The sequence below is a fragment of the Mesorhizobium sp. WSM4847 genome (assembly GCF_055811335.1).
This window is the reverse complement of sequence record NZ_JBVVPY010000016.1, coordinates 131,505-152,583: the sequence shown is the minus strand read 5'-3', so window position 1 is coordinate 152,583 and position 21,079 is coordinate 131,505. Positions and strand designations below refer to the sequence as shown.

The following is a 21,079-nucleotide window of genomic DNA, read 5'->3' as shown; positions in this document are numbered from 1 at the left end:
GCCAAACCGCTACTGCCATCACGAAATTGAGCCGGTTAAGCAATGAAGCTGGTCAGCTACAACATCCAGTACGGTTTCGGCAGCGACGGCCGCTACGATCTCGCGCGTTCCGCCGAGGTTGTCGCTGGCGCAGACATCATCGCGTTGCAGGAAGTGGAACGGCACTGGCTGCGCAGCAACGAGGATGACCAGCCGGAAATCCTTTCGCGACTGCTGCCCGAATACTATTGGGTTTATGGGCCGGCCTTCGACATGGACGCCTGCGAGCGGCGTGACGGCCGCATCGTCAACCGGCGGCGGCAATTCGGCACCATGGTCCTGTCCAAGCTGCCGATCGTCTGGTCGCGCCTGCACACGCTGCCGCTGCGCCGCACCGTGCGTCCGCTCAACACCCGCAACGCAGCGCTGGAATGCATGATCCACACCCCTGCCGGTCCGGTGCGGGTGCTGTCGCTGCATCTGGCGCATATCGCCGCCGAAGAGCGGCTGGAGCAGATCGACTATCTGCTCGCCGAGCATCGCCGCGCGCCGTCCGACGGCGGCCCGTGGAGCGGCGCCGACGATGAGCCCGTGCGCAACTGGAGCAATGGCGAGCCGGAGCCGGAAAACCCGCTGGCGGCGATCTGGTTGGGCGATTTCAACATGGAGCCGGGCAGCGCCGAGTACCGGCGCATCGTTGGCAGCACGCCGTACCATCGCGGTGCTGCCTATCTCAACGGTTTTGTCGATGCCGCCGCCGTCGCCAGCGACCCGACGGCGGATTTCCATACCCATGTGAAGACCATCGACGGCAGGCTGGCAAAGCGACGGCTCGACCATTGCTTCGTCGGCGGCATGTTGGCGGGGCGGGTGCGCTCGGCCAGTGCCGATGTCGGCGAAATCGCCTCCGACCATTTTCCGCTGCGGGTCGACATCGACCTGGAAACGCCGTTCGCGACGGGGGCCGAAGGCGCATGAGCCGCCGATGACCTTGTTCGTCTTCTTCGCGGTGCTTGCTGCCGCCGCCATGCACGCGATCTGGAACGCGCTGGTCAAGGTTCATCTCGACCGCTTTTTGTCGATCACGCTGATGACGCTCGGCATGGGCGCCGTGGCGCTTCTGGCGCTGCCTTTCGTCGAGGTGCCGAAAGCGGACGTGTGGCCTTATATCATCGCCTCGGTAATCTTCCACATGGGCTACAGGACGTTCCTGATCGCCGCCTACAGGGCCGGCGATTTCGCCCAGACCTATCCGCTGGCGCGCGGCACCGCACCTCTGCTGGCTGCACTTGGCGGCATCGTGGTGGTCGCCGAAGTTCCGGCGCCGCTCGCCATTCTCGGCATTGTTCTCTTGTCGGCCGGGACGCTGGTGCTGTCGTTTCGCGGCGGCGCGCATCTGGAAAGGCTGAACCTGCGCGCCGTCGGCTTTGCGCTGGGCACCTCGATCTTCATCGCCAGCTATACGCTGTCCGACGGCAGCGGCGCGCGGCTGGCCGCGACGGCGTCCAGCTATGCCGCATGGCTGTTCGTCTGCGATGCGCTGTGGGCGCTGGTGCTGTGCCTGATCTTTCGCGGACCAAAAGCGCTGCCGGTGCTGGCGCGCGACTGGAAGGCGGGCGTGTACACCGGCGTGCTCAGCGGCGCCGCCTACTGGATCGTGATGTGGGCGATGACCAAGGCGCCGATCGCCTCGGTCGCGGCGCTGCGCGAAACCTCGATCCTGTTCGCCATGATGATCTCGGTGTTTGCGCTTGGCGAGAAGATGACCGCCTGGCGCGGTGCCGCCGTGCTCAGCATTGTTGCCGGCGTCGTCGCGCTGAGGCTTGGATAGGCTAAAGCGCGTCGCGTTCGATCGACCTCACGCGACGCGCTTTAGGTTGTTGTTTTATGCATGTCGTTAACGCAAAACCGCTGCACACCCTCGGGTCAGTGCCCGAGGGCATGCTTTTGCGCGACATGCATTAAGCGCCTATCTCGAGGTCGAACACCATCAGCCCGTCGGTTCCGCCTTCAAGCGCCGCGACCAGCCGAGCGCCGGCTCGGCTGTGAGCCTCATGCACCAGGTAGGCGTCGCGTGCGGCGGCATCGCTGAAGTCGATGGTGAAGCCGTGCGTGAAGCCGCACGCGAACGGTTCTGGGCTGACATTGGCGCTGAATTCGACCTTGGCCATGCCGTCGATCACCGACCGCAGCGCCTCAAGATCGGCATGGATTGCCGCGCGCTCGTCGTCGGTGACGTCATTGCGGAATCGAACGAAAACACAGTGCCTGATCATTCTTGGAATCTCATGCCGCTTGGTTGGTGGAAAACACGGCCGGCGGCAGCGGGTCGCGGCCAAGGATCAGATCGGCGCCCTTTTCGCTGACCATGATCGTCGGCGCATTGGTGTTGGAGGAGGGGATGCGCGGCATCACCGAGGCGTCGCAGACGCGCAGGCCCTCGATGCCACGCAGCCTGAGATCGGGCGTCACCACGCTCATCGCATCATGGCCCATGCGGCAGGTGCCGACAGGGTGGTGGTCGGTCTTGGAACTGCGGCAGGCATAGTCGAACAGCTCGTCGTCGCTGGTGAGTGCCGGTCCCGGCAGCACCTCGCGCAGCACGTAGGGGGCTAGCGCTTTCTGCCGCATGATCTCGCGCGCCAGCCTGAGCCCCTTGATCGACATGTCACGATCGTAGGGATCGGACCAGTAGTTCGGGTCGATCAGCGGGTGGTCGGCGGGGTCGGCGCTGTTCAGCCGCACCGTGCCGCGCGAACGCGGGCGCAGGAAGGCCGAGTTCAGCGTCACGCCCGGATTTTTCAGTTTTTCGACACCGGCCTCGATGCCGGAGCCGAGGCCGAGATGGAGCTGGATGTCGGGCGAGGCGGCGGTCGGGTCAGCGTACCAGAAGCCGCCGGTCTCGAACAGGCTGGAGGCAACCGGGCCTTTTTTCAACAGCAGGTATTGCAGGCCGGCCCATACCGTCCGGTGCAGCTTGGCGTAGTTGTCGTAGGTGTGGTCGCCGGTGCATTCGGCAATGACGAACAGGTCGAGATGATCCTGCAGGTTGGAACCGACGCCGGGCAGATCGTGCACCGGCGTCACGCCGACCGACTTCAGATGGTCGGCCGGGCCGATGCCCGACTGCATCAAGAGCTTCGGCGAGCCGATGGCGCCGGACGAGACGATGACTTCGCGTTCGGCACGCAAGGTCGTCGGCTGGCCGCCCGGCCTGTCGACGATCTCGACACCGACGGCGCGGCCCTTGTCGATGACAATGCGCGTGACCAGCACATCGGTCCTGACGGTCAGGTTGTTTCGCGCGCGGATCGGCCTGAGATAGGCGACCGAGGCGGAGGAGCGTCTCGCGTTCTTCTGCGTCAATTGGTAATAGCCGACGCCTTCCTGGGCTACCCCGTTGAAGTCGGGATTGAAGGGAATGCCCATCTCCTGCCCAGCGCGGAAATAAGCCTCGCAGATCGGCAGCGGCGCAATCGGGTTCGACACGCCGAGCGGACCCTGGTCGCCGTGAAAATCGTTGGCGTAGCGCTGGTTGTTCTCGGCCCGCTTGAAATAGGGCAGCAGGTCGCGATAGCCCCAGCCGGCAAGGCCTTCTTCCTTCTCCCAGGCGTCGTAGTCGCGGGCATTGCCGCGTGTGTAGATCTGGGCGTTGATGGAGGAGCCGCCGCCGATCACCTTGGCCTGCGTGTATCGGAAGACGCGGTCCTTCATGTGCTTTTGCGGCACGGTCGACCAGCCCCAGGCGGCGATGCCCTTGGTCATCTTGGCGAAACCGGCCGGCATGTGGATCAGCGGGTGCCAGTCCTTGCCGCCCGCTTCGAGCAGCAGCACTGAATTCGATGGCTCTTCGCTCAGCCGGTTGGCCAGCACGCAGCCGGCCGGGCCGGCGCCGACGATTATGTAGTCGGTCATGGCGTCACCTTTTCACAGCCTCGGCACCGACAGCGCGCCGTCGACATTGATGATCGAGCCGGTCGAAAAGCCGAGTTTGCCGCCGGCGAGTGCCACTACGGCGGCGCCGACATCGGCGGCTTCGCCCCAGCGCCTTGCCGGCACCAGCCCGCCGTCGATCAGCGCATCGTATTTGGCGGTTACCCCCGCGGTCATGTCGGTGTGGATGATGCCCGGCCGCAGCTCGAATACACCAATGTTTTCGGCGGCGAGGCGTAGCGCCAAGGTTTTCACCCACATCGAAAGTCCGGCCTTGGAGATGCAGTAGTCGGCACGTTCCGGCGAGGCCATTTCGGCGCTGACCGAGGTGATGGTGATGATCGATTTCGGGTGGTCACCCGGCGCCGCAAGCATCGCCCTGGCAACGGCCTGGCTGAGGAAGACGGTGCCGCGCAGGTTGATGGCGAGGATCCGGTCGAAGTTTTCCGGTTTCAATTCCAGCAGGTCACCGCGTACCACGGCGCCGATGCCGGCATTGTTGACCAGGCAGTCGATGCGGCCGAAGGCGCTCGTCGCGGCATCGACCAATGCGGCATGGTCGTCGAGGTCGGCAATGTCGCCGCAATGGTAGGCGAATTTCGCGCCGCGGGCGGTGATGTCAGCGGCAACCCCGTCGCCGGCCTTTTCGGCAAGGTCCACGACAAGGATATCGAAGCCGGCATCGGCCAGCGCCTCGGCGCAGGCAAGGCCGATGCCGCGCGCGCCGCCGGTGATGATGGCTGCCGGACGGCTCATGTGAAGATGTTCCTTTGGACGTCAGCGCCGCCCCTCATCGCCCTGCCGGGCACTTCTCCCCGTATAGTGACGGGGACAAGGACGCCTTCATCGCCTGCTTCGCCAATCGCCAGCGTTGCAAAAAAGGCGCCGGGGTTGCGGCCAGCGGGCTTCTCCCCGTTCACGGGGAGAAGGTGCCGGCAGGCGGATGAGGGGCGGCGCAGACCGATCATAGGACAAGCTCGCTCTTGCGGATGTGGTCGGCAACGCGCAGCGCTTGTGCGGCGATCGACAGCGCCGGATTGACCGCGGCCGAGTTCGGCAGGAAGCCAGCGTCGACGACAAACAGGTTCTTGTGGTCGAACGAGCGGCAGAACGGGTCGAGCGGCGAGGTCGCCGGATCGTCGCCCATCTTGACCGTGCCGCACTGGTGCGACGGCGTGCGCTTGTCGAAAGGCCGCGACAGGACGATCGGATAGCCGCAGGCGCGGAAGTTCTCGCGCATCACCCTGGTCAGCCCGTCGAGCGACTGCATGTTGGAGCGCCGCCACTGCATGACGATGTCCTTGCCGTCGACCATGATGCGGCTTTCGGGGTCCGGCAGGTCCTCGCACATCAGATACCAGTCGACGGCGTGGCCGGCCATGAAGTCCAGCGCGAATTTGGGCGCAAGCTTGACGTTGGCCCTCAGCATATGACCGTCGATCTTGCCGAGAAGCTGGACATTGCCGAGCGGCTTGCCGCCCTTGCCGTCGGATAGATAGTAGTCGTTGAGCATCAGCGTCTTCTGGTAGACGGAGGTGTTCCTGCGGCGCGGATCGATCGCCAGCATGGCGCTCGAATTGTGGTTCATGAAGTTGCGGCCGACCTGGTCGGAGCGGTTGGCAAGGCCGTTTCCGTTCGGGGACGGCGAACGCAGCAGGATGGCGGCGGAATTGACCGCGCCGGCCGAGAGGATGACCAGTTTCGGCGTCACTTTCTTCAGCCTGCCATCCTGGCGATAGTGAACGGCGGCGATCGTCCTGGCATCCGATGAGGCTTCGAGGTATTCGACATGAGCACCGGTCTCGAGCCTGATGTTCCGGTCGGCAAGTGCCGCTGTCAGCGGCCCCGATTGGGCGTCGACCTTACCGGTCCCGGTGTTGGGAAACGCGTCCCAGCCTGTCTTGCCGTCCTTTAGCCAGGCATCGATGTCGACTCCGAGCGGCAGCGATGCCGGATGCAGGCCGAGGCCCATGAGTTCGGCGCGGGCGCGGGCGATCGGCGGCTCGTCCGGCACCGGCCCGAAGGGGTAGGGGATCGAGTGGAACGGTTCGGTCGGGTCTTCGCCGAGTGCGCCGCGCACGCGAAAAAGCTGCTCGGCCCTGGAATACCAGGGCTCGAATTCCTCATAGGAGAACGGCCAGGCCGGCGAGACGCCGCCATAGTGCTCCATGACAGAAAAGTCTTGCCTGCGGTAGCGGATCAGCACCGCGCCATAGAATTTCGAATTGCCGCCGACATAGTAATAATTGCCGGGATTGAACGCAGCACCCCCGGCCTCGCGCCACATCTCCTTCGGCCGGTAGTGGCCGACGACGAAGATGGCGCGCGTGTCGCGCGTGTGCGGCGTCGCCGGCAATAGTTCGCCGCGCTCCAGCATCAGGATCGAGGCGCCACTGCCGGCAAGGCCGGAAGCGATCGTGGCGCCGCCGATGCCGGAGCCGATGATGACGATGTCCGGGTTTGTCATGGCTGTCAGAGGATGCGGTTCTCGGTCGCCGGATCGAAGAACACCGCCTTGGTCAGGTTGAAGGCGAGCGGCGTGCTGGTGCCGGGCTGGATGTTGGCGTCGGCGCGCAGACGCGCCACCACCGCCTTGCCGCCGAGATTGGTGACGGCGAAGGTGTCGGAGCCGGCCGGCTCCACGACCTCGATGTGACAATCGGCGGTGGCGATGTTCGATGCGTTGCGTTCGGCTCCTTCAGGATCGGTCAGGGCCTCGGGACGGACGCCAAAAATGATCGGCTTGTCGTGGAATGCCGACAGACCAGTCGGCGCATCGGCCAGCGGCAGCGAGATCGGCTCGCGCGCCTCGCGCTGCAGCACCACGGAAAGCGCGTTGCCATTGCCGCCGATCGTCGCCGGGATCAGGTTCATCGCCGGCGAGCCCATGAAGTCGGCGACGAACAGGTTGGTCGGGTTGTTGTAGATTTCGGCAGGCGTGCCGAACTGCTGCACCTCGCCGTCGCGCATCACCGCGATCTTGGTGGCCAGCGTCATCGCCTCGATCTGGTCGTGGGTGACGTAGACGATCGTGGTGCCGGTGGTTGCGTGCAGCCGCTTGATCTCGATGCGCATGTCGACGCGCAGCTTGGCGTCGAGATTGGAGAGCGGCTCGTCGAAGAGAAACAGCTTGGGGTCGCGCACCAGCGCCCGGCCCATGGCGACGCGCTGGCGCTGGCCGCCGGAAAGCTGGCTCGGCTTGCGCTGCAGGAGGTGGCCGATTTGCAGCACCTTCGCCACCTTGTCGATCGCCTTCTGGCGCTCGTGGGCCGGCACGCCGCGCATCTCCATGCCGAAGGCAATGTTTCCCGCGACGGTCATGTTCGGATAGAGCGCGTAGCTCTGGAACACCATGGCGATGTCGCGCTTCGAAGGGTGGAGATCGTTGATCGTGCGGCCGTCGACGCGGATTTCGCCTTCAGTGATGCTTTCCAGGCCGGCGATGGTGTTGAGCAAGGTCGACTTGCCGCAGCCGGACGGGCCGACCAGCACGAGGAAGCCGCCCTTTTCGAGATCAACGTCGATGCCCTTCAGGATCTCGACCGATCCGAACCGCTTCCTCAGCCCATCAATTTCGAGAAAAGCCATTCGATTATCCTTTGACGGCGCCGGCCATCAGGCCGCGCACGAAATAGCGGCCAGCGACCACATAGACGAGAAGGGTCGGCAGTGCGGCGATCATCGCCGCCGCCATGTTGACGTTGTATTCGACGACACCGGTCGAGGTGTTGACGACGTTGTTCAGCGCTACGGTCATCGGCATCGCGTCACCGGTGCCGGCATAGGCCGAGGCGAACAGAAAATCGTTCCAGATGTTGGTGAACTGGTAGATGACGGTGACGACGAAGATCGGCATCGAATTCGGCAGCATGATGCGCCGGAAAATCTGGAAGAAGCTGGCTCCGTCGACCTGTGCCGCCTTGACCAGTTCGGTCGGGAACGCCTCGTAATAATTGCGGAAGAACAAAGTGGTGAAGCCAAGCCCGTAGACGACGTGGACAAAGACCAGATTGACCGTCGGATTGCCCAAGCCGAATGAAAATCCCGTTGCGTTTCGCAGCGTCACGCCGAAGCGGCCGAGGCTGCCGAGGATCGTCGCCATCGGCAACAGCACCGACTGGAACGGAATGAAGCAGGCAAACAGCATCAGCCCGAAAACCAGCGTGTGGCCGCGGAAGCGCCATTTGGTCAGCACATAGCCGTTGAGCGCGCCGAGCAGCGTCGAGATCAGCACCGCTGGAACCACCATCTTGATGGAATTCCAGAAATAGCCCTTGATGCCGGCGCAGGTCAGGCCGACGCAGGTCTCGCCCCACGCCTTCAGCCACGGCTCGAAGGTCGGCGCCTGCGGCAGCGCCAGCATGTTGCCGTTCTGGATCTCGTCCATTGTCTTGAACGAGGTCACCAGCATGACGAACAGCGGCATCAGGTAGAACAGCGCGAACAGCGCCAGCAGGCCGTAGATGACGATGCGGTTGACGGTCCTGGCGCTGATGCCGCCAGTGCTCTGGCGAGTGGGCGTGGCAATGACGCTCATCGCGGTCGCTCCCTGAGCTCGGAATAGAGATAGGGCACGATGATCGCGGTGATGGTCATCAGCATGATCACGGCGCTGGCCGAGCCGACGGCCATTTCGTTGCGCTTGAAAGTGTACTCGTACATGAAGTTCGACGGCAGCCAGGCCGAGCCGCCCGGCCCGCCGCTGGTCAGTGCTACGACCAGGTCGTAGGACTTGATGGCGAGGTGGGCGAGCACGATGAAGGCCGAAAGGAACACCGGCCGCAGCAGCGGGATGACGATGCGGCGATAGAGCTGGACCGTGGTTGCGCCGTCGATCTGCGCCGCCTTCATGATCTCCCCGTCGATGCCGCGCAGGCCGGCCAGGAACATCGCCATGATGAAACCCGAGGCCTGCCAGACGCCGGCGATCACCACGGTGTAGATGACGAAATCCTTGTTCTTGATCCAGTCGAAATGGAAGCTCGTCCAGCCCCATTGATGCAGCGTCTGCTCGAGGCCAAGGCCGGGATCGAGGAACCATTTCCAGGCGACGCCGGTGACGATGAAGGACAGTGCCATCGGGTAGAGATAGATCGGCCGCAACATGCCTTCGCCACGGATCTTCTGGTCGAGCAGGATCGCCAGGAAAAGGCCGAGCGCCAGGCAGATGAAGATGTAGAGAAAGCCGAAAATGCCCATATTGGTGATCGACGTGTACCAGCTCGACGGCGGGTCGCTCTCGAAGGTCCAGCGCCATAGCCTCTGATAGGCACGCGGCCCAGTCAGCGCATAGGACGGGAAGGTCTTGGAGTTGGTGAAGGACAGATAGACCGTCCACAGGATGAAGCCGTAGACGAAGACGATGGTGATCGCAAAGCTTGGCGCCAGCACGATCTTCGGCAGCGCGTCCTGCAGGCGCGAACGCACCGACGCGCCCGGGCGCGCATTATGCTCCGGCGTCAGCTTGATCTGGGTCGCGACCGTTGTCATGGGCTCCTCCCTCGCGGGTCCCTTCACCGCCAGGCGGGGAAGGATAGCCCCGTCGAGACGGGGCGTGTTGGTTGATCGCCGGCGCCATTCCGACCAGAAGCCGACCATCCTGGCTTGGTGGAACCTTCCCCACCGGAGCGGGGAAGGTCCTTTCATGCCTGGTTCTTATTTGGCGTCTTCGATTGCGTTGACCAACTGGGTCACGGCCTCGTCCGAGGTCTTGATCTGGCCGTGGACGAATTTCGAGACGACGTCCTTGTAGGCATTGGCGACGGCCGGCGGCGCGCCATAGCCCTGCGCCAGCGAACCGAACAGCGTGCCGCCTTCGTTGGCGGCCTTCAGGTCGGCCATGCCCTTCTTGCCGCAAGCGTCGAAATCGGTGTCGGGCACGTCGGTGCGGGCCGGGACCGAGCCCTTGACGACGTTGAAGGCCGACTGGAAGCTCTTCGACAAAGTTGCGGTGGCCAAGGCGGCCTGGGCGGCCTTGCGGTCCTCCGGAACGTCGAACATGCCGAACATGTCGGAGTTGTAGACCACGCTGCCGTCGGTGCCCGGGAAGCGATAGCACAGGAAGTCGGTGTCCGGGGTCTTCTTGGCGGCGTTGAATTCGCCCTTGGCCCAGTCGCCCATCACCTGCACCAGAGCATCGCCCTTGATGACCATGGCGGTGGCGAGGTTCCAGTCGCGGCCGGAGAAGTTCGGGTCGACATAGGTGACGAGCTTGGCAAGGTTGTCGAACGACTTCTTCATCGTGTCGGACTTCAGCTGCTCCTCGTCGAGGTCGTTGAAGGCCTTCTTGTAGAACTCAGGTCCGCCGGTCGACAGCACGACCGAATCGAACATGGTGGCTTCCTGCCAGTTCTGGCCGCCAAGCGCGAGCGGGATGACGCCCGCCGCCTTGGCCTTGTCGAGCAGCGCGATGAAGTCGTCGAAGGTCTTGGGCTCGGTGCCGCCGATCTTGTCCATCACCGCCTTGTTGATCCACAGCCAGTTGACCGAGTGGACGTTGACCGGAGCCGCGACCCACTTGCCGTCATAGACCGAGAATTTCTGCAGGGCGGCCGGAACGGATTTGTCCCAGCCTTCCTTTACCGCCGTCTCGGTCAGGTCGCCCATTACGCCGGCAGCCGCGTAATCGAGCACGGTATAGCCGAGCATCTGCGAGGCAGTCGGGTAGTTGCCCGCCGCGACCATCGCCTTCAGCGCGGTCATGGCGGCGTCGCCGCCGCCGCCGGCCACAGGCACGTCCTTCCAGGCAAAGCCTTGCTTGGCCAGATCCTCCTTGAGCACGTTCAAGGCAGCCGCTTCGCCGCCAGACGTCCACCAATGCAGCATCTCGACTTCCTTGACGTCCTGGGCATGGGCCGCGAACGCAAGACCCGAGCCGAGAGCCGTTCCGATAAGCAGTTTGCGCAACATGTACTTCCTCCCTTGTTGCAGCTACACGACCGGCGGCTGTCCGCCGGGTTCTTCACAGCTCAGCCGACCCACCATCCGGTGCGCTGGCCGCGATGAAACTGGATTGTCTTTTCCTCGGTATAGTCCTCGACGGCGCGCTTGCCGAGTTCGCGTCCGAGACCGGATTGCTTGTAGCCTCCGAAAGGCAGCTCGGGATAACCTTCCATGAACGTGTTCACCCAAACGGTTCCCGAACGCACACTCCGCGCCACCGACATGCAGGTGTCGATGCTGGCGCTCCACACACCCGCCGATAGACCATAGGGCGTGTTGTTGGCGATGCGCAACGCCTCTTCAATCGATCCAAACGTCAGCACCGACAGCACCGGGCCGAACACTTCCTCACGTGCGATGGCCATGTCTTCGGTGACGCCGCGAAGGATGGTCGGATCGAGATACTGACCGGCACTGGAGGCGATCTGCTTGCCGCCGCTATAGACGCTGCTGCCGTCGTTTGCCGCCGCCGCCACGTAGCCGGTGACCTTGGAAAGATGCTCGGAAGAGATCATCGCGCCGACCTTGGTTCTGTCGTCGAGCGGATCGCCGACGGTGACCCTGGCGGTGAGCGCCTTCACTGCGCCGAGCAAGTCGTCGGCGATCGCCTCATGGACGATCAGCCGGCTGCCGGCGTTGCAGCATTCGCCGGCGTTGAAGAAGCCGCCGAACACCGCTGCGTCGGCCGCGGCTTCGAGGTCGGCGTCCGGAAAGACGATCTGGCCGTTCTTGCCGCCGAGCTCCATCGAGACCTTCTTCAGCGCGTTCGCAGCCGACGCCATGGTCACCTTGCCGACCCGGGTGGAGCCGGTGAACGACACCATCTCGACCAGCGGGTGGGCGACCATCGGCGCGCCGACATCGGCGCCCAGTCCAGCGAGGATGTTGACAACGCCATCCGGCAAGCCGGCCTGCATCAGGATGTCGCCGAGCACGAAGGTCGAGGCCGAGGTCATCTCGCTCGGCTTGACCACCGCCGTGCAGCCGGCGGCGAGCGCGAACGGCAGTTTCTGACTGACGATGAGGAACGGAAAATTCCACGGCGTGATGATCGAGACGACGCCGATCGGTTCACGCAGCACGACGCCCAGCATGGCGTCGCCGAGATTGGCGTAGGTCTCGCCATGCAGCGTTCGGGCAAGCGCCGCGGCATAGCGCCAGATGTCGACGGCGCCGCCGATCTCGCCGCGCGCCTGGGCGATCGGCTTGCCGGATTCCAGCGCGTCGAGCCGGGCAATCTCCTCGAGCCGCGCCTCGATCAGGTCTGCCGCCTTGAGCAGGATCGCGGCGCGCTCGCCGGCCTTCATACGCGGCCAGGGGCCGGTCTCGAAAGCCTTGTGCGCGGCCTGTACCGCCGCCTCGACTTCCGCCGCGCCGGCTTGCGCATAGCGCGAAACGGTGAAGCCGTGGCCGGGGCTGTTGCGCTCCAGCGTGCGGCCGTCGCGGGCATCGACGAACTTGCCGTCGATCAGCAGCCGGTAGGTCTTCGGTGCCGCGGATGCCTCGGCGGGCATGGCGATGGTGAGGGGCAAGTTCATGTGAGGTTCCGCTCGCATTCTCATGATCTTGAAAACGCTGGTTTCTGCTTGGTCTTGAAAGCGTCGACACCGGCCTTGAGATCGCCGGTCAGCGCGATGAAGCCGCTGGCCAGCGCCTCGGTTGCGGCGGCACTGTCCTCGCCTTCGGCGATCGCGATCATCAGCTTGGCGGCTTCGGTTGCCAGCGGGCCGCGCTCGGCGATCTTGCCGGCCCAGGCCTTGGCCTCGGCGAATGCGTTGCCCGTTTCGACCACCCGGTCGACGATGCCCAGAACGAGTGCTTCGGCAGCCACGAACAGTTCTCCGCCAAGCGCCATGCGCCGCACGGTCTGGGCGCCGAAGCGGCGCACCGCGCGCTGCGTGCCGGACCAGCCGGGCACCACGCCGATCGAGGTTTCCGGAAAACCTAATTTCACCTGCGCCTCGGCGACGCGGAAGTCTGTAGCCGCCGCCAGTTCCAGCCCGCCGCCCAACGCATGGCCGGACAGAACGGCGATCGTCGGCTGCCGCAATCGCGCCAGCCGATCGAAGACGCGGTGGCCGTAGCGAACCCATTGCACCTGGAAATCGGCGGCGCTCATTTGCGACCAGGCTTCGACGTCGCCGCCGGCGCAAAAACCCTTGCCTTCGCCGCACAGCAGCACGACGCGGACGCCGTCCGCGGCCTCGGCCGTATCGAGCGCGGCGTCCAGCGCGCGCAGCATCGCGATGTCGAGCGCGTTGAATTTCTCCGGCCGGCGCAACGTGACGATGCCGAGGTCGCCGTCTGTTTCAAAGCTGACGAGACGCTCAGACATGCGCGCCTCCAAGCGAGGCGCGGCCATTGAGCGACAGTCCGATCGGCCGGTCACGGTAGAGCGCGTCCGGCGTGACCTTCAGGTCGTTAGCGACGGCGAGGGGGAACTCGGCCTGCGCCAGCACGTCGCGCTCGAGGTCGATGCCGGGTGCCAACTCCGTCACCATCAGCCCATCCGGCGTCAGCTTCATGACGCAGCGCTCGGTGACATAGGTGATGTCCTGTCCTTGCGCGACAGCGCGCTTGCCCGAGAAGGAGATGTGCTCGACCTCGCCGACCACTTTTTTGACCTTGCCTTCCCCGTCGATGCGGATGCCGCCATCGGCCAGCGACAGTTTGGCGCCGGCATTGAAGAAACCGGAAAAGACGATCTTCTTGGCCCGCGCGGTGATGTCGACAAAACCGCCGGCGCCGGCGGTGACATGCGGCCGCGCCGAAAGCTTCGACACGTTGACCGAGCCATGGCGGTCGATCTGCAGGAAGGACAGCAGCGAGGCGTCGAAACCGCCGCCCTGGAAGTAGATGAACTGGTGTGGCGAAGGCATGAAGGCGTCGGCGTTCGACGAGCAGCCGAACTTGAAATCGAGCAGCGGCACGCCGCCGACCGCGCCCTGTTCGATCACCCAGGTGACCTTGCCGTGCTGGCCCTCCTCGATAAGGATGCGCGGCACGTTGGCCGAGATGCCGAAGCCAATGTTGACGGCCATGCCGTCGGCAAGCTCCATGGCGACGCGCCGCGCGATGACCTTCTGGACGCTCATCTCGGCGTTGCGGAAAGTCGACAGCGGCCGGAAGATCTCGCCGGAGATTGCCGGGTCGTAGGGTGTCAGCGTCGTCTGCAACTGGTCGGGCGCCGCCACGATATGGTCGACCAGCACACCGGGTACGCGCACGTCATGCGGCTTCAGCGTGCCGTTCTCGACGACGCGCTTGACCTGCGCGATGACGATACCGCCATTGTTGCGGGCGGCGAGCGCCTGCTCCAGCCCGCCGAGATAGGCGCCCTCGTGCTCGTAGGTGAGGTTGCCGCGCTCGTCGGCGGTGGTGGCGCGGATGATCGAGACATCAGGCACGATCGAGCGGAAATAGAGCCATTCCTCGCCGTCGAACTGCTGCACCGAAACGATCGGCTCGCTGGCCGCCGCATTCATGGCGCAGCCCTGATGACGCGGGTCGGCGAAGGTGTCGAGGCCGACCTTGGTCAGCACGCCGGGGCGCTTGGCAGCGGCCTCGCGATGCATGTCGAACAGGATGCCTGAGGGCACGTTGTAGGCGGCGACCGAATTGTCACCGATCATCTTCCAGATCTGCGGCGGTTCAGAGGATGAAGGGCCGGACGGATAGGAGCCGCACAGCGTGCGCTTCAACAGGCCGGGCTTGGCCAGATGGTCGATACCCCTGATGCCGTACATGTCGCCGGCGGCGATCGGGTGCAGCGTTGTGATGTTCTTCGGATGGCCTTCCGCGTCGAAGCGCTCGCCGATCGCGGCGAGCACCGCATCCGGGCAGCCGAGACCGCTCGACGACGACACCGAAACGACCATGCCGTCCATGATCAGGCTGGCGGCTTGCGCTGCGGAGACGAGTTTGCTCACGCTGCGCCCCTTATTTTTGGATCGATCGGGGATTCGGATCGATCGCGACCGATTTTCCGGACTTCGCGGATTGCAACGCCGCTTCGGCTGATGCCAGCGACCAGACGCCGTCCTCGCCGGTGGCCGACGGCTGGCCTTCGCCACCGATCGCCGCGTGGAACTGGCGCAGGGAACGGACATAGAGATCTTCGCGGTCGAAGCTCAATTCCTCCTCGCCCTTTGCCGTGCGCAGCAGCACAGAGCCGATCGGCTTCTGCGTCATCACATCTTTCGCGATCAGGGAGCCTTCGCTGCCATGCACCTCGAAGCCGGTGCCGGCGAATTCGGTGGTGAAGCCTTCATGCGACTGGGCGATGATGCCCGATCTGAAGCGCCAGATGCACATGGCGCCGTCTTCCAGCCCGCCGCTAGCCATGCCTGCGGCCTGGGTGAACGCCGAAACTTCGAGCGGATCGTCGCCGAGCACGAAGCGCAGCGTGTCGGCATCGTGCACGGTGATATCGAGCACCACGCCGCCACCGGCTTCCGGCCTGGTTATGCGCCAGCCCTGCAGATTTTCGGGCAGATAGACCGAGTGGAAGACGCGCGCAGCAATCGGCTTGCCGATGCGGCCGTCGGCAATGGCTTCGCGCATCGCCCGGTGCGAGCCGGCATTGCGCAGATGATGGTTGGTGCCGAGCACGATGCCGGCCGGCTTGGCGGCGGCGACCATCTTCCGTGCATCGGCGCTGGTCAGAGCCAGCGGCTTTTCGCACAACACATGTCTTCCCGCGGTGATGGCGGCTAATGCCTGTTCGAGATGCAATTCGTTGGTGGTCGAGATGTAGACGGCGTCGATGTCGGAGCCGAGCAATGCATCGAGCGTCGAGACGGCGAGCGCAATGCCGTTCTCCTTGGCATAGGTCGTAGCGCGCTCCGGGCTGGAACTCATCACCGCCGTGATCTCGCTGTTCGGTTGCGCGCGAATGGCGTTGATCACGAATTGCCTGGCGATCGTGCTTGCGCCGATCAGTCCCCATCTGACGGTCATGCCGCGTCTCCCATTCCGGCACGGCGATCAGGACCGCAACTGTCCCTGACGACGAGGTTGACGGCGCCGATATGATCCTCGGCGCGGGTGGTGCGCGACTGGATCATCTTCAGCATGACATGGGCGGCGCGCTCGCCGAGGCCTGCCGAATCCACCGCGACACTGGTCAGCGCCGGCATGTAGTGCTGGGCTTCGATCACGTCGTCGAAGCCGACAACGGCGAAATCCGCGCCGGGCTCGAGGCCGCGCTTGCGCAGCGCCAGCATGACGCCGAAGGCAACCGCATCGTTGAAGCACAGCGCCGCGGTCGGCGGCTCGGCCATGGCGAGGGCCGTCTCCAGGCAGGCAATGCCGCCCTTGCGGCTGGTTTCGCCTTCGACGACCAGTGTATCGCGCTTGGCGATGCCGAGCCCCTCGCAAGCCTCGCGAAAACCGCCCAGCCGCTCGTGATAGACCACCAGATCCGATGAGCCGCCGAAGAACGCCAGCCGGCGATGCCCTTTGCCGATCAGATGGGCGGTGGCGAGCCAGGCGCCGCGATGATTGTCGGGCGCTATCACCGGGATGCGGCTTTCAGGAAGGCGGCGCATGGTGAAGACGATCGGAAGGCCCGCCATCTCGATGCGACGGAAAGCACCAGGGGTCGTGCCGCGCGCCGGCGACACGATCAGCCCGGCGACACCTTGCTCCATCAGCGATTTCAGCACCTCTTCCTGGCGCACCGGGTTTTCCGCCGTGTTGGCGATGAACGGCACGATGCCCGCCGACTGGAACACACGCTCCATGCCGACCGCCATTTCGGCGAAGAACGGGTTCGTAAGGTCGTTGATGACCATGCCGATGACGTTGGAATGGGCCTTGCGCAGATTGGCGGCGCCGCGGTTGTAGACATAGCCGACATCCTCGATCGCCTTGCGAACCTTTAGCGCAGTCTCAGGTCGGATCAGCCCGCTGCCCTGCAGCACCAGCGACACCGTCGACTTGGACACGCCCGCCTCACGGGCAATGTCGAGTATCGTCGCCTTGGGCCTGCTGGCCATTCAGATACGTCCTCCGGTGTTTTCCGGCCGAATTTATTGGAACGTTCTAATTCTGGGCTGGATTTGAGTCAATAAGGATTTTTCCAGAATTCGAGAAATCCGGCAGTCGGCGCTTAAATGCCGCTCTTAAACGGCTTTCTTCGCTGCGACGCAGCATTCTGGGGTATAGATCGAGAATCCACAAAGGTCCTTGATTTGTTGGAACGTTCCATTTAATAGCGCGACGAAGGGAGAGATCGATGGACATTGCCTTGCCCGGGGAGGGCGGTCGCAGCACTCGCTACCGCCTTGTCGGCCAGCCGGCACAGCCGGTGATCGGCGCGCGGTTTTCGCGTATCGCCTATGCCGCCGCCCATGTCGTTGCCGATCCCCTGGCGACGACCGATCCGTGGTCTCATCCCGCGGTCGACTGGGAGCGCACGATGGCGTTCCGCCATCATCTGTGGCGGCTCGGCTTCCGTATCGCCGAGGCGATGGATACTTCGCAGCGGGGCATGGGTTTCGACTGGGCAAACGCCAGGGAATTGGTCCGCCGCTCGATCGCCGAGGCGCGAACCGTCGAGGGCGCCGACCTCGCCTCAGGCGCCGGAACAGACCATCTGGCGCCAGGCGCCGCCAGGACGCTCGACGATGTCATCGCGGCCTATGGGGAGCAGTTCGATTTCATCGAAGGCCTCGGCGGCAAGGCGATCATGATGGCCAGCCGCGCGCTGGCGGCTGTCGCAAAGGGTCCCGAAGACTATGCCAGCGTCTATGACCGCATCCTGTCCCAGGCATCCGGCAAGGTCATCCTGCACTGGCTGGGCGACATGTTCGATCCGGCGCTGAAGAATTATTGGGGCAGCCATGATTTCGAGACTGTGCTCGATACGGTCGTCGCCATCATCGAACGCCACGCCGGCAAGGTCGAGGGGATCAAGATATCGCTGCTCGATGCCGGCAAAGAAGTTGCCCTGCGCAACCGGCTGCCGGAAGGCGTGGTCATGTTCACCGGCGACGATTTCAACTATCCCGAGTTGATCGCCGGCGATGGCGAGAGACATTCGCACGCGCTGCTCGGGATTTTCGACGCCATCGCGCCGGTCGCCAATGCCGCGCTGGCGAAACTGGCCGCTGGCGACCGTTCAGGCTATGACGCGCTGATGGCGCCGACGGTATCGCTGTCGCGGAAAATCTTCGAGGCGCCGACCGAATACTACAAGGCCGGTATCGTCCTCATGGCCTGGCTGAACGGCCACCAGGACCATTTTTCGATGGTCGGCGGCATGCAGTCGGCACGCGGCATTTGCCACTATGCCGATGTGTTCCGCCTCGCCGACCAGGCCGGATCGCTGGCCGACCCGGAGCTTGCCGTCGCCAGAATGAAGAGCCTGTGCGCCGTGGCGGGTGTCTGACCGCCATACGACAAGAAGAGCTCGCCCGAATCTCCGATTTGCCTTGTCCGGGCAAATCTGAATGCGCTATGCGTCCGAAGCAGGTTCATCCGGCGCGCCGACGCCAGATGGTCAAAGCGGCCGTTCTGCATAGGGATACGCCAATGGATTTCGACCTAAGGGGCAAGCGCGTTTTCGTGGCCGGGCATCGTGGCATGGTCGGCTCGGCCATATTGCGCAGGCTGGCGGACGAGGACTGCGAGGTCCTGACCGCATCCCGCGATGAACTCGACCTGATGGACCAGGCCGGCGTGCGGCGCTGGATGGCTGGCCACAGGCCGGACGCGGTGGTGATGGCGGCGGCCAAGGTCGGCGGTATCCTGGCAAACAACAGGTTGCCGGTCGATTTTCTGCAGGACAATCTCATCATGCAGACCAATGTCATCGAGAGCGCCTTCCGCAACGAAGTGCAGAAATTGCTGTTTCTCGGTTCGTCCTGCATCTATCCGAAGTTTGCGGCGCAGCCGATCTCCGAGGATGCCTTGCTGACCGGTCCGCTCGAACCGACCAACGAATGGTATGCGATCGCCAAGATCGCCGGGCTGAAACTGTGCCAGGCCTATCGGCGCCAATACGGTGTCGAGTACATCTCGGCGATGCCGACCAACCTCTATGGCCCCGGCGACAATTTCGACCTCTCCACCAGCCATGTCGTACCAGCCCTGATGCGCAAGGCACACAAGGCCAAGCGCGCCGGCGACAAAACCCTGGAGGTCTGGGGATCGGGCACGCCGATGCGCGAGTTCCTGCATGTCGACGACGCCGCCGACGCTCTGGTCTGGCTGCTGAAAAACTATGCCGGCGACAGCCACGTCAATGTCGGCTCGGGCGAAGACATCACCATTGCCGAGCTGGCCCGCACCATGCTCTCCGTCGTCGGCGCCGAGACGGCGCTCACATTCGATGCGACGAAGCCGGACGGCACGCCGCGCAAGCTGATGGACGTGTCGCGCCTGTTTGCCACCGGCTGGCGGCCGCGCTACTCGCTTCAGAGCGGATTGGAGCAGACCTATGCGTGGTTTCTCCAGCATATCGAGACGGGCGATCTCCGCCTCGGCGCGGCTTGATCGTCGACGCTGATTGATGCCACCAGACATGACGGCTTGGGCGGCCGTCTGTTGGCCGTGTCCAATGCAAAGCCGCTCGCCGACATGTTGGATGCCGTTTCGGATGCACCTGGAAGAGCGATGCCTCCAACGGACACCAGATTTCATATCGTCGATGTAGCCGAAAAGATATTCTCAGCCGACTTGAATTGAGAAGCTTGGCTGGGGCCAGCTTGGCATTCTCAAAAATACGGCATTCACGCGGTCCAGCTTGGACGCACCCGTAAATCTGCGGGTACGAGAGACGGCGGATTGTCTGGATGGTGGGCGTGACAGGGATTGAACCTGTGACCCCTGCAATGTCAATATCAAGCTTAGAAGTCCCGGGTGAACTTTCAGTATCCCGCTTTCACTGATATCATTGGAAAAATCACTGCAAGCCTACCCGCAAGACCTATACTTTTCCCTGCATTTTGATTACTACGCGATTGCTGACAGGGGGACTGATTGCAGTGAAGATGCGAATTTCGAAACGCTCCGTCGATGAATTGGTCGCCGGGGAGAAGGACACCTTTTGGTGGGACGATGCCTTGAAGGGGTTTGGTGTCAAGGTAACGCCATTGGGGAAAAAGGTGTTTGTCCTTCAGTACCGTGTAGGCAAGTCCGGCACCCCTCGACGCGTAACAATTGGGGAGTACGGGCAGCCTTGGTCCCCGGATCGCGCACGAGACGAGGCTATGCGCCTGCGTGGGTTAGTGGCTTCTGGTATCGATCCGGCACTGAAACCGGCTGAAAAGGCTGTAGTTACGGTAAGGCAGCTTTGGGAAAAATATCTCGAGCAGGCTTCTGCCCATAAGAAGCCATCCACGCTCGCACGTGACCGTAGCTCCGCAATTCGCCACATCATTCCGCTCATCGGCGACAAGGATGTTCGTGTTCTTACCAAACCTGATGTCCAGTCCTTCTTTTCCTCCGTGAAGGCCGGGAAAACAGCGATCGATCAGAAGACCGGTCCAAGGGGTCGAGCAATCGTGAAGGGAGGGCCGGGGACCGCCAACCGAACCCTAGACCTTCTATCTTCAATTATGACGTTCGCCATTGAGTTGGGCATCCGACACGATAACCCCACGAAGGGGATCAAGAAGTTCTCGCTCCGGAACCGCGATCGGTACCTCAACTCTGAGGAGCTCAAACGGCTAGGGGAGGCCCTTGCGGCCGAACAAGCTGCGGGAACCAACCCCATGGCGTTGGCGGCCATTCGCTTCTTGTCGCTTTCAGGATGTCGGAAGAGCGAGGCTCTTGGTCTTCAATGGAGTTGGGTAGACCTAGAAAATGCCTTGGTTTCGCTGCCCGACAGCAAAACGGGCGCGCGCCAGCTTCATCTTGGAAACGCTGCCAAGGAACTGCTGAAGAATATGCCTCGGTTTGCAAACTCCCCATGGGTTTTTCCATCTGGGAGGGGAGATGGTCCGGTGGTTGGGATTCGTAAGATTTGGGATGCTGTTCGCATCAGGGCCGGTCTCGGTGATTTCCGTTTGCACGATTTGCGACACAGCTTCGCAAGTTCGGCGGTGTCATCGGGGCAAAGCCTCTATGTGGTCGGAAAGCTCTTAGGCCATAGTCAAGCGCGCACTACCCAGCGATACGCCCACCTTGCCAAGGGGCCGGTTCAAACAGCTGCAGACGCGATCTCAGATGAAATCGCCAAGAAGCTGGCAGGCGGCCAATGAGGCATCCCAATCGGGAG

General features: G+C 63.5%; 18 protein-coding genes. 5 read left to right on the top strand and 13 right to left on the bottom strand.

The annotated features are described in order from the left end of the window. Nucleotides 1-42 precede the first annotated feature (42 nt). Together AC0L28_RS22855 and AC0L28_RS22850 are read left to right on the top strand one after the other, a co-directional pair. Complete coding sequence (locus AC0L28_RS22855) at nt 43-957, top strand: endonuclease/exonuclease/phosphatase family protein (RefSeq protein WP_473480330.1); 915 nt, start codon at nt 43-45, stop codon at nt 955-957. Nucleotides 958-964: 7 nt separating this feature from the next. After that, complete coding sequence (locus AC0L28_RS22850) at nt 965-1,810, top strand: EamA family transporter (protein ID WP_473480328.1); 846 nt, start codon at nt 965-967, stop codon at nt 1,808-1,810. Between the two features lie 130 nt (nt 1,811-1,940). Here the strand turns inward: AC0L28_RS22850 and AC0L28_RS22845 are convergent, their stop codons facing one another. The 13 genes from AC0L28_RS22845 to AC0L28_RS22785 form a co-directional block, all read right to left on the bottom strand. Then, nucleotides 1,941-2,255, bottom strand: a complete 315-nt coding sequence (locus AC0L28_RS22845; RefSeq protein WP_473480326.1) for a Dabb family protein — start codon at nt 2,253-2,255, stop codon at nt 1,941-1,943. A gap of 10 nt (nt 2,256-2,265) precedes the next feature. Continuing rightward, nucleotides 2,266-3,894 (bottom strand): GMC family oxidoreductase, encoded by a 1,629-nt coding sequence (locus tag AC0L28_RS22840; RefSeq protein ID WP_473480324.1) that lies wholly within the window; start codon nt 3,892-3,894, stop codon nt 2,266-2,268. A gap of 12 nt (nt 3,895-3,906) precedes the next feature. Further along, nucleotides 3,907-4,668, bottom strand: coding sequence for a 3-ketoacyl-ACP reductase (locus tag AC0L28_RS22835; RefSeq protein WP_091600407.1), 762 nt, complete (start codon nt 4,666-4,668; stop codon nt 3,907-3,909). Between the two features lie 208 nt (nt 4,669-4,876). Continuing rightward, nucleotides 4,877-6,379, bottom strand: a complete 1,503-nt coding sequence (locus AC0L28_RS22830; RefSeq protein ID WP_473480322.1) for a GMC oxidoreductase — start codon at nt 6,377-6,379, stop codon at nt 4,877-4,879. Between the two features lie 5 nt (nt 6,380-6,384). Next, nucleotides 6,385-7,500, bottom strand: coding sequence for an ABC transporter ATP-binding protein (locus tag AC0L28_RS22825; protein ID WP_091600409.1), 1,116 nt, complete (start codon nt 7,498-7,500; stop codon nt 6,385-6,387). A 4-nt stretch (nt 7,501-7,504) separates the two neighbouring features. After that, nucleotides 7,505-8,449, bottom strand: a complete 945-nt coding sequence (locus AC0L28_RS22820; RefSeq protein WP_091600410.1) for a carbohydrate ABC transporter permease — start codon at nt 8,447-8,449, stop codon at nt 7,505-7,507. After that, nucleotides 8,446-9,402, bottom strand: coding sequence for a carbohydrate ABC transporter permease (locus AC0L28_RS22815; protein ID WP_091600425.1), 957 nt, complete (start codon nt 9,400-9,402; stop codon nt 8,446-8,448). The genes AC0L28_RS22820 and AC0L28_RS22815 overlap by 4 nt, the downstream gene beginning before the upstream one ends. 165 nt (nt 9,403-9,567) lie before the next feature. Next, nucleotides 9,568-10,821, bottom strand: coding sequence for an ABC transporter substrate-binding protein (locus AC0L28_RS22810; protein WP_473480319.1), 1,254 nt, complete (start codon nt 10,819-10,821; stop codon nt 9,568-9,570). Nucleotides 10,822-10,880: 59 nt separating this feature from the next. Then, nucleotides 10,881-12,392 (bottom strand): aldehyde dehydrogenase family protein, encoded by a 1,512-nt coding sequence (locus AC0L28_RS22805; RefSeq protein ID WP_473480317.1) that lies wholly within the window; start codon nt 12,390-12,392, stop codon nt 10,881-10,883. 20 nt (nt 12,393-12,412) lie between these two features. After that, complete coding sequence (locus AC0L28_RS22800; protein ID WP_473480315.1) at nt 12,413-13,189, bottom strand: enoyl-CoA hydratase/isomerase family protein; 777 nt, start codon at nt 13,187-13,189, stop codon at nt 12,413-12,415. After that, complete coding sequence (locus AC0L28_RS22795; RefSeq protein WP_473480313.1) at nt 13,182-14,783, bottom strand: acyl CoA:acetate/3-ketoacid CoA transferase; 1,602 nt, start codon at nt 14,781-14,783, stop codon at nt 13,182-13,184. The genes AC0L28_RS22800 and AC0L28_RS22795 overlap by 8 nt, the downstream gene beginning before the upstream one ends. 10 nt (nt 14,784-14,793) lie before the next feature. After that, a complete protein-coding gene (locus AC0L28_RS22790) occupies nt 14,794-15,813 on the bottom strand; it encodes a Gfo/Idh/MocA family protein (protein ID WP_473480311.1) in 1,020 nt (339 codons plus the stop codon). Further along, a complete protein-coding gene (locus tag AC0L28_RS22785; protein WP_023798089.1) occupies nt 15,810-16,853 on the bottom strand; it encodes a LacI family DNA-binding transcriptional regulator in 1,044 nt (347 codons plus the stop codon). Before AC0L28_RS22785 ends, AC0L28_RS22790 begins: the two co-directional genes overlap by 4 nt. Nucleotides 16,854-17,092: 239 nt before the next feature. Between AC0L28_RS22785 and AC0L28_RS22780 the strand changes: the two genes are divergently transcribed. From AC0L28_RS22780 to AC0L28_RS22770, 3 genes are all read left to right on the top strand, one after another. Next, on the top strand, nt 17,093-18,247 hold the full coding sequence (locus AC0L28_RS22780; RefSeq protein WP_287175685.1) for a dihydrodipicolinate synthase family protein: 1,155 nt from the start codon (nt 17,093-17,095) through the stop codon (nt 18,245-18,247). 143 nt (nt 18,248-18,390) lie between these two features. Next, nucleotides 18,391-19,353: a GDP-L-fucose synthase gene (fcl, locus tag AC0L28_RS22775; protein WP_287175683.1), complete on the top strand. Its 963-nt coding sequence runs from the start codon at nt 18,391-18,393 to the stop codon at nt 19,351-19,353. A gap of 497 nt (nt 19,354-19,850) precedes the next feature. Then, nucleotides 19,851-21,062, top strand: a complete 1,212-nt coding sequence (locus tag AC0L28_RS22770) for a tyrosine-type recombinase/integrase (protein WP_473480357.1) — start codon at nt 19,851-19,853, stop codon at nt 21,060-21,062. The last annotated feature ends 17 nt before the right edge of the window (nt 21,063-21,079 follow it).

What these genes read in the sequence shown, in the direction of transcription:
- AC0L28_RS22825 (WP_091600409.1), bottom strand. Translation starts at nt 7,500, where the DNA reads ATGGCTTTTCTCGAAATTGATGGGCTGAGGAAGCGGTTCGGATCGGTC.
- AC0L28_RS22850 (WP_473480328.1), top strand. Translation starts at nt 965, where the DNA reads ATGACCTTGTTCGTCTTCTTCGCGGTGCTTGCTGCCGCCGCCATGCAC.
- AC0L28_RS22790 (WP_473480311.1), bottom strand. Translation starts at nt 15,813, where the DNA reads ATGACCGTCAGATGGGGACTGATCGGCGCAAGCACGATCGCCAGGCAA.
- fcl (WP_287175683.1), top strand. Translation starts at nt 18,391, where the DNA reads ATGGATTTCGACCTAAGGGGCAAGCGCGTTTTCGTGGCCGGGCATCGT.
- AC0L28_RS22855 (WP_473480330.1), top strand. Translation starts at nt 43, where the DNA reads ATGAAGCTGGTCAGCTACAACATCCAGTACGGTTTCGGCAGCGACGGC.
- AC0L28_RS22845 (WP_473480326.1), bottom strand. Translation starts at nt 2,255, where the DNA reads ATGATCAGGCACTGTGTTTTCGTTCGATTCCGCAATGACGTCACCGAC.
- AC0L28_RS22785 (WP_023798089.1), bottom strand. Translation starts at nt 16,853, where the DNA reads ATGGCCAGCAGGCCCAAGGCGACGATACTCGACATTGCCCGTGAGGCG.
- AC0L28_RS22805 (WP_473480317.1), bottom strand. Translation starts at nt 12,392, where the DNA reads ATGAACTTGCCCCTCACCATCGCCATGCCCGCCGAGGCATCCGCGGCA.
- AC0L28_RS22780 (WP_287175685.1), top strand. Translation starts at nt 17,093, where the DNA reads ATGGACATTGCCTTGCCCGGGGAGGGCGGTCGCAGCACTCGCTACCGC.
- AC0L28_RS22840 (WP_473480324.1), bottom strand. Translation starts at nt 3,894, where the DNA reads ATGACCGACTACATAATCGTCGGCGCCGGCCCGGCCGGCTGCGTGCTG.
- AC0L28_RS22770 (WP_473480357.1), top strand. Translation starts at nt 19,851, where the DNA reads ATGCGAATTTCGAAACGCTCCGTCGATGAATTGGTCGCCGGGGAGAAG.
- AC0L28_RS22820 (WP_091600410.1), bottom strand. Translation starts at nt 8,449, where the DNA reads ATGAGCGTCATTGCCACGCCCACTCGCCAGAGCACTGGCGGCATCAGC.
- AC0L28_RS22800 (WP_473480315.1), bottom strand. Translation starts at nt 13,189, where the DNA reads ATGTCTGAGCGTCTCGTCAGCTTTGAAACAGACGGCGACCTCGGCATC.
- AC0L28_RS22815 (WP_091600425.1), bottom strand. Translation starts at nt 9,402, where the DNA reads ATGACAACGGTCGCGACCCAGATCAAGCTGACGCCGGAGCATAATGCG.
- AC0L28_RS22830 (WP_473480322.1), bottom strand. Translation starts at nt 6,379, where the DNA reads ATGACAAACCCGGACATCGTCATCATCGGCTCCGGCATCGGCGGCGCC.
- AC0L28_RS22835 (WP_091600407.1), bottom strand. Translation starts at nt 4,668, where the DNA reads ATGAGCCGTCCGGCAGCCATCATCACCGGCGGCGCGCGCGGCATCGGC.
- AC0L28_RS22810 (WP_473480319.1), bottom strand. Translation starts at nt 10,821, where the DNA reads ATGTTGCGCAAACTGCTTATCGGAACGGCTCTCGGCTCGGGTCTTGCG.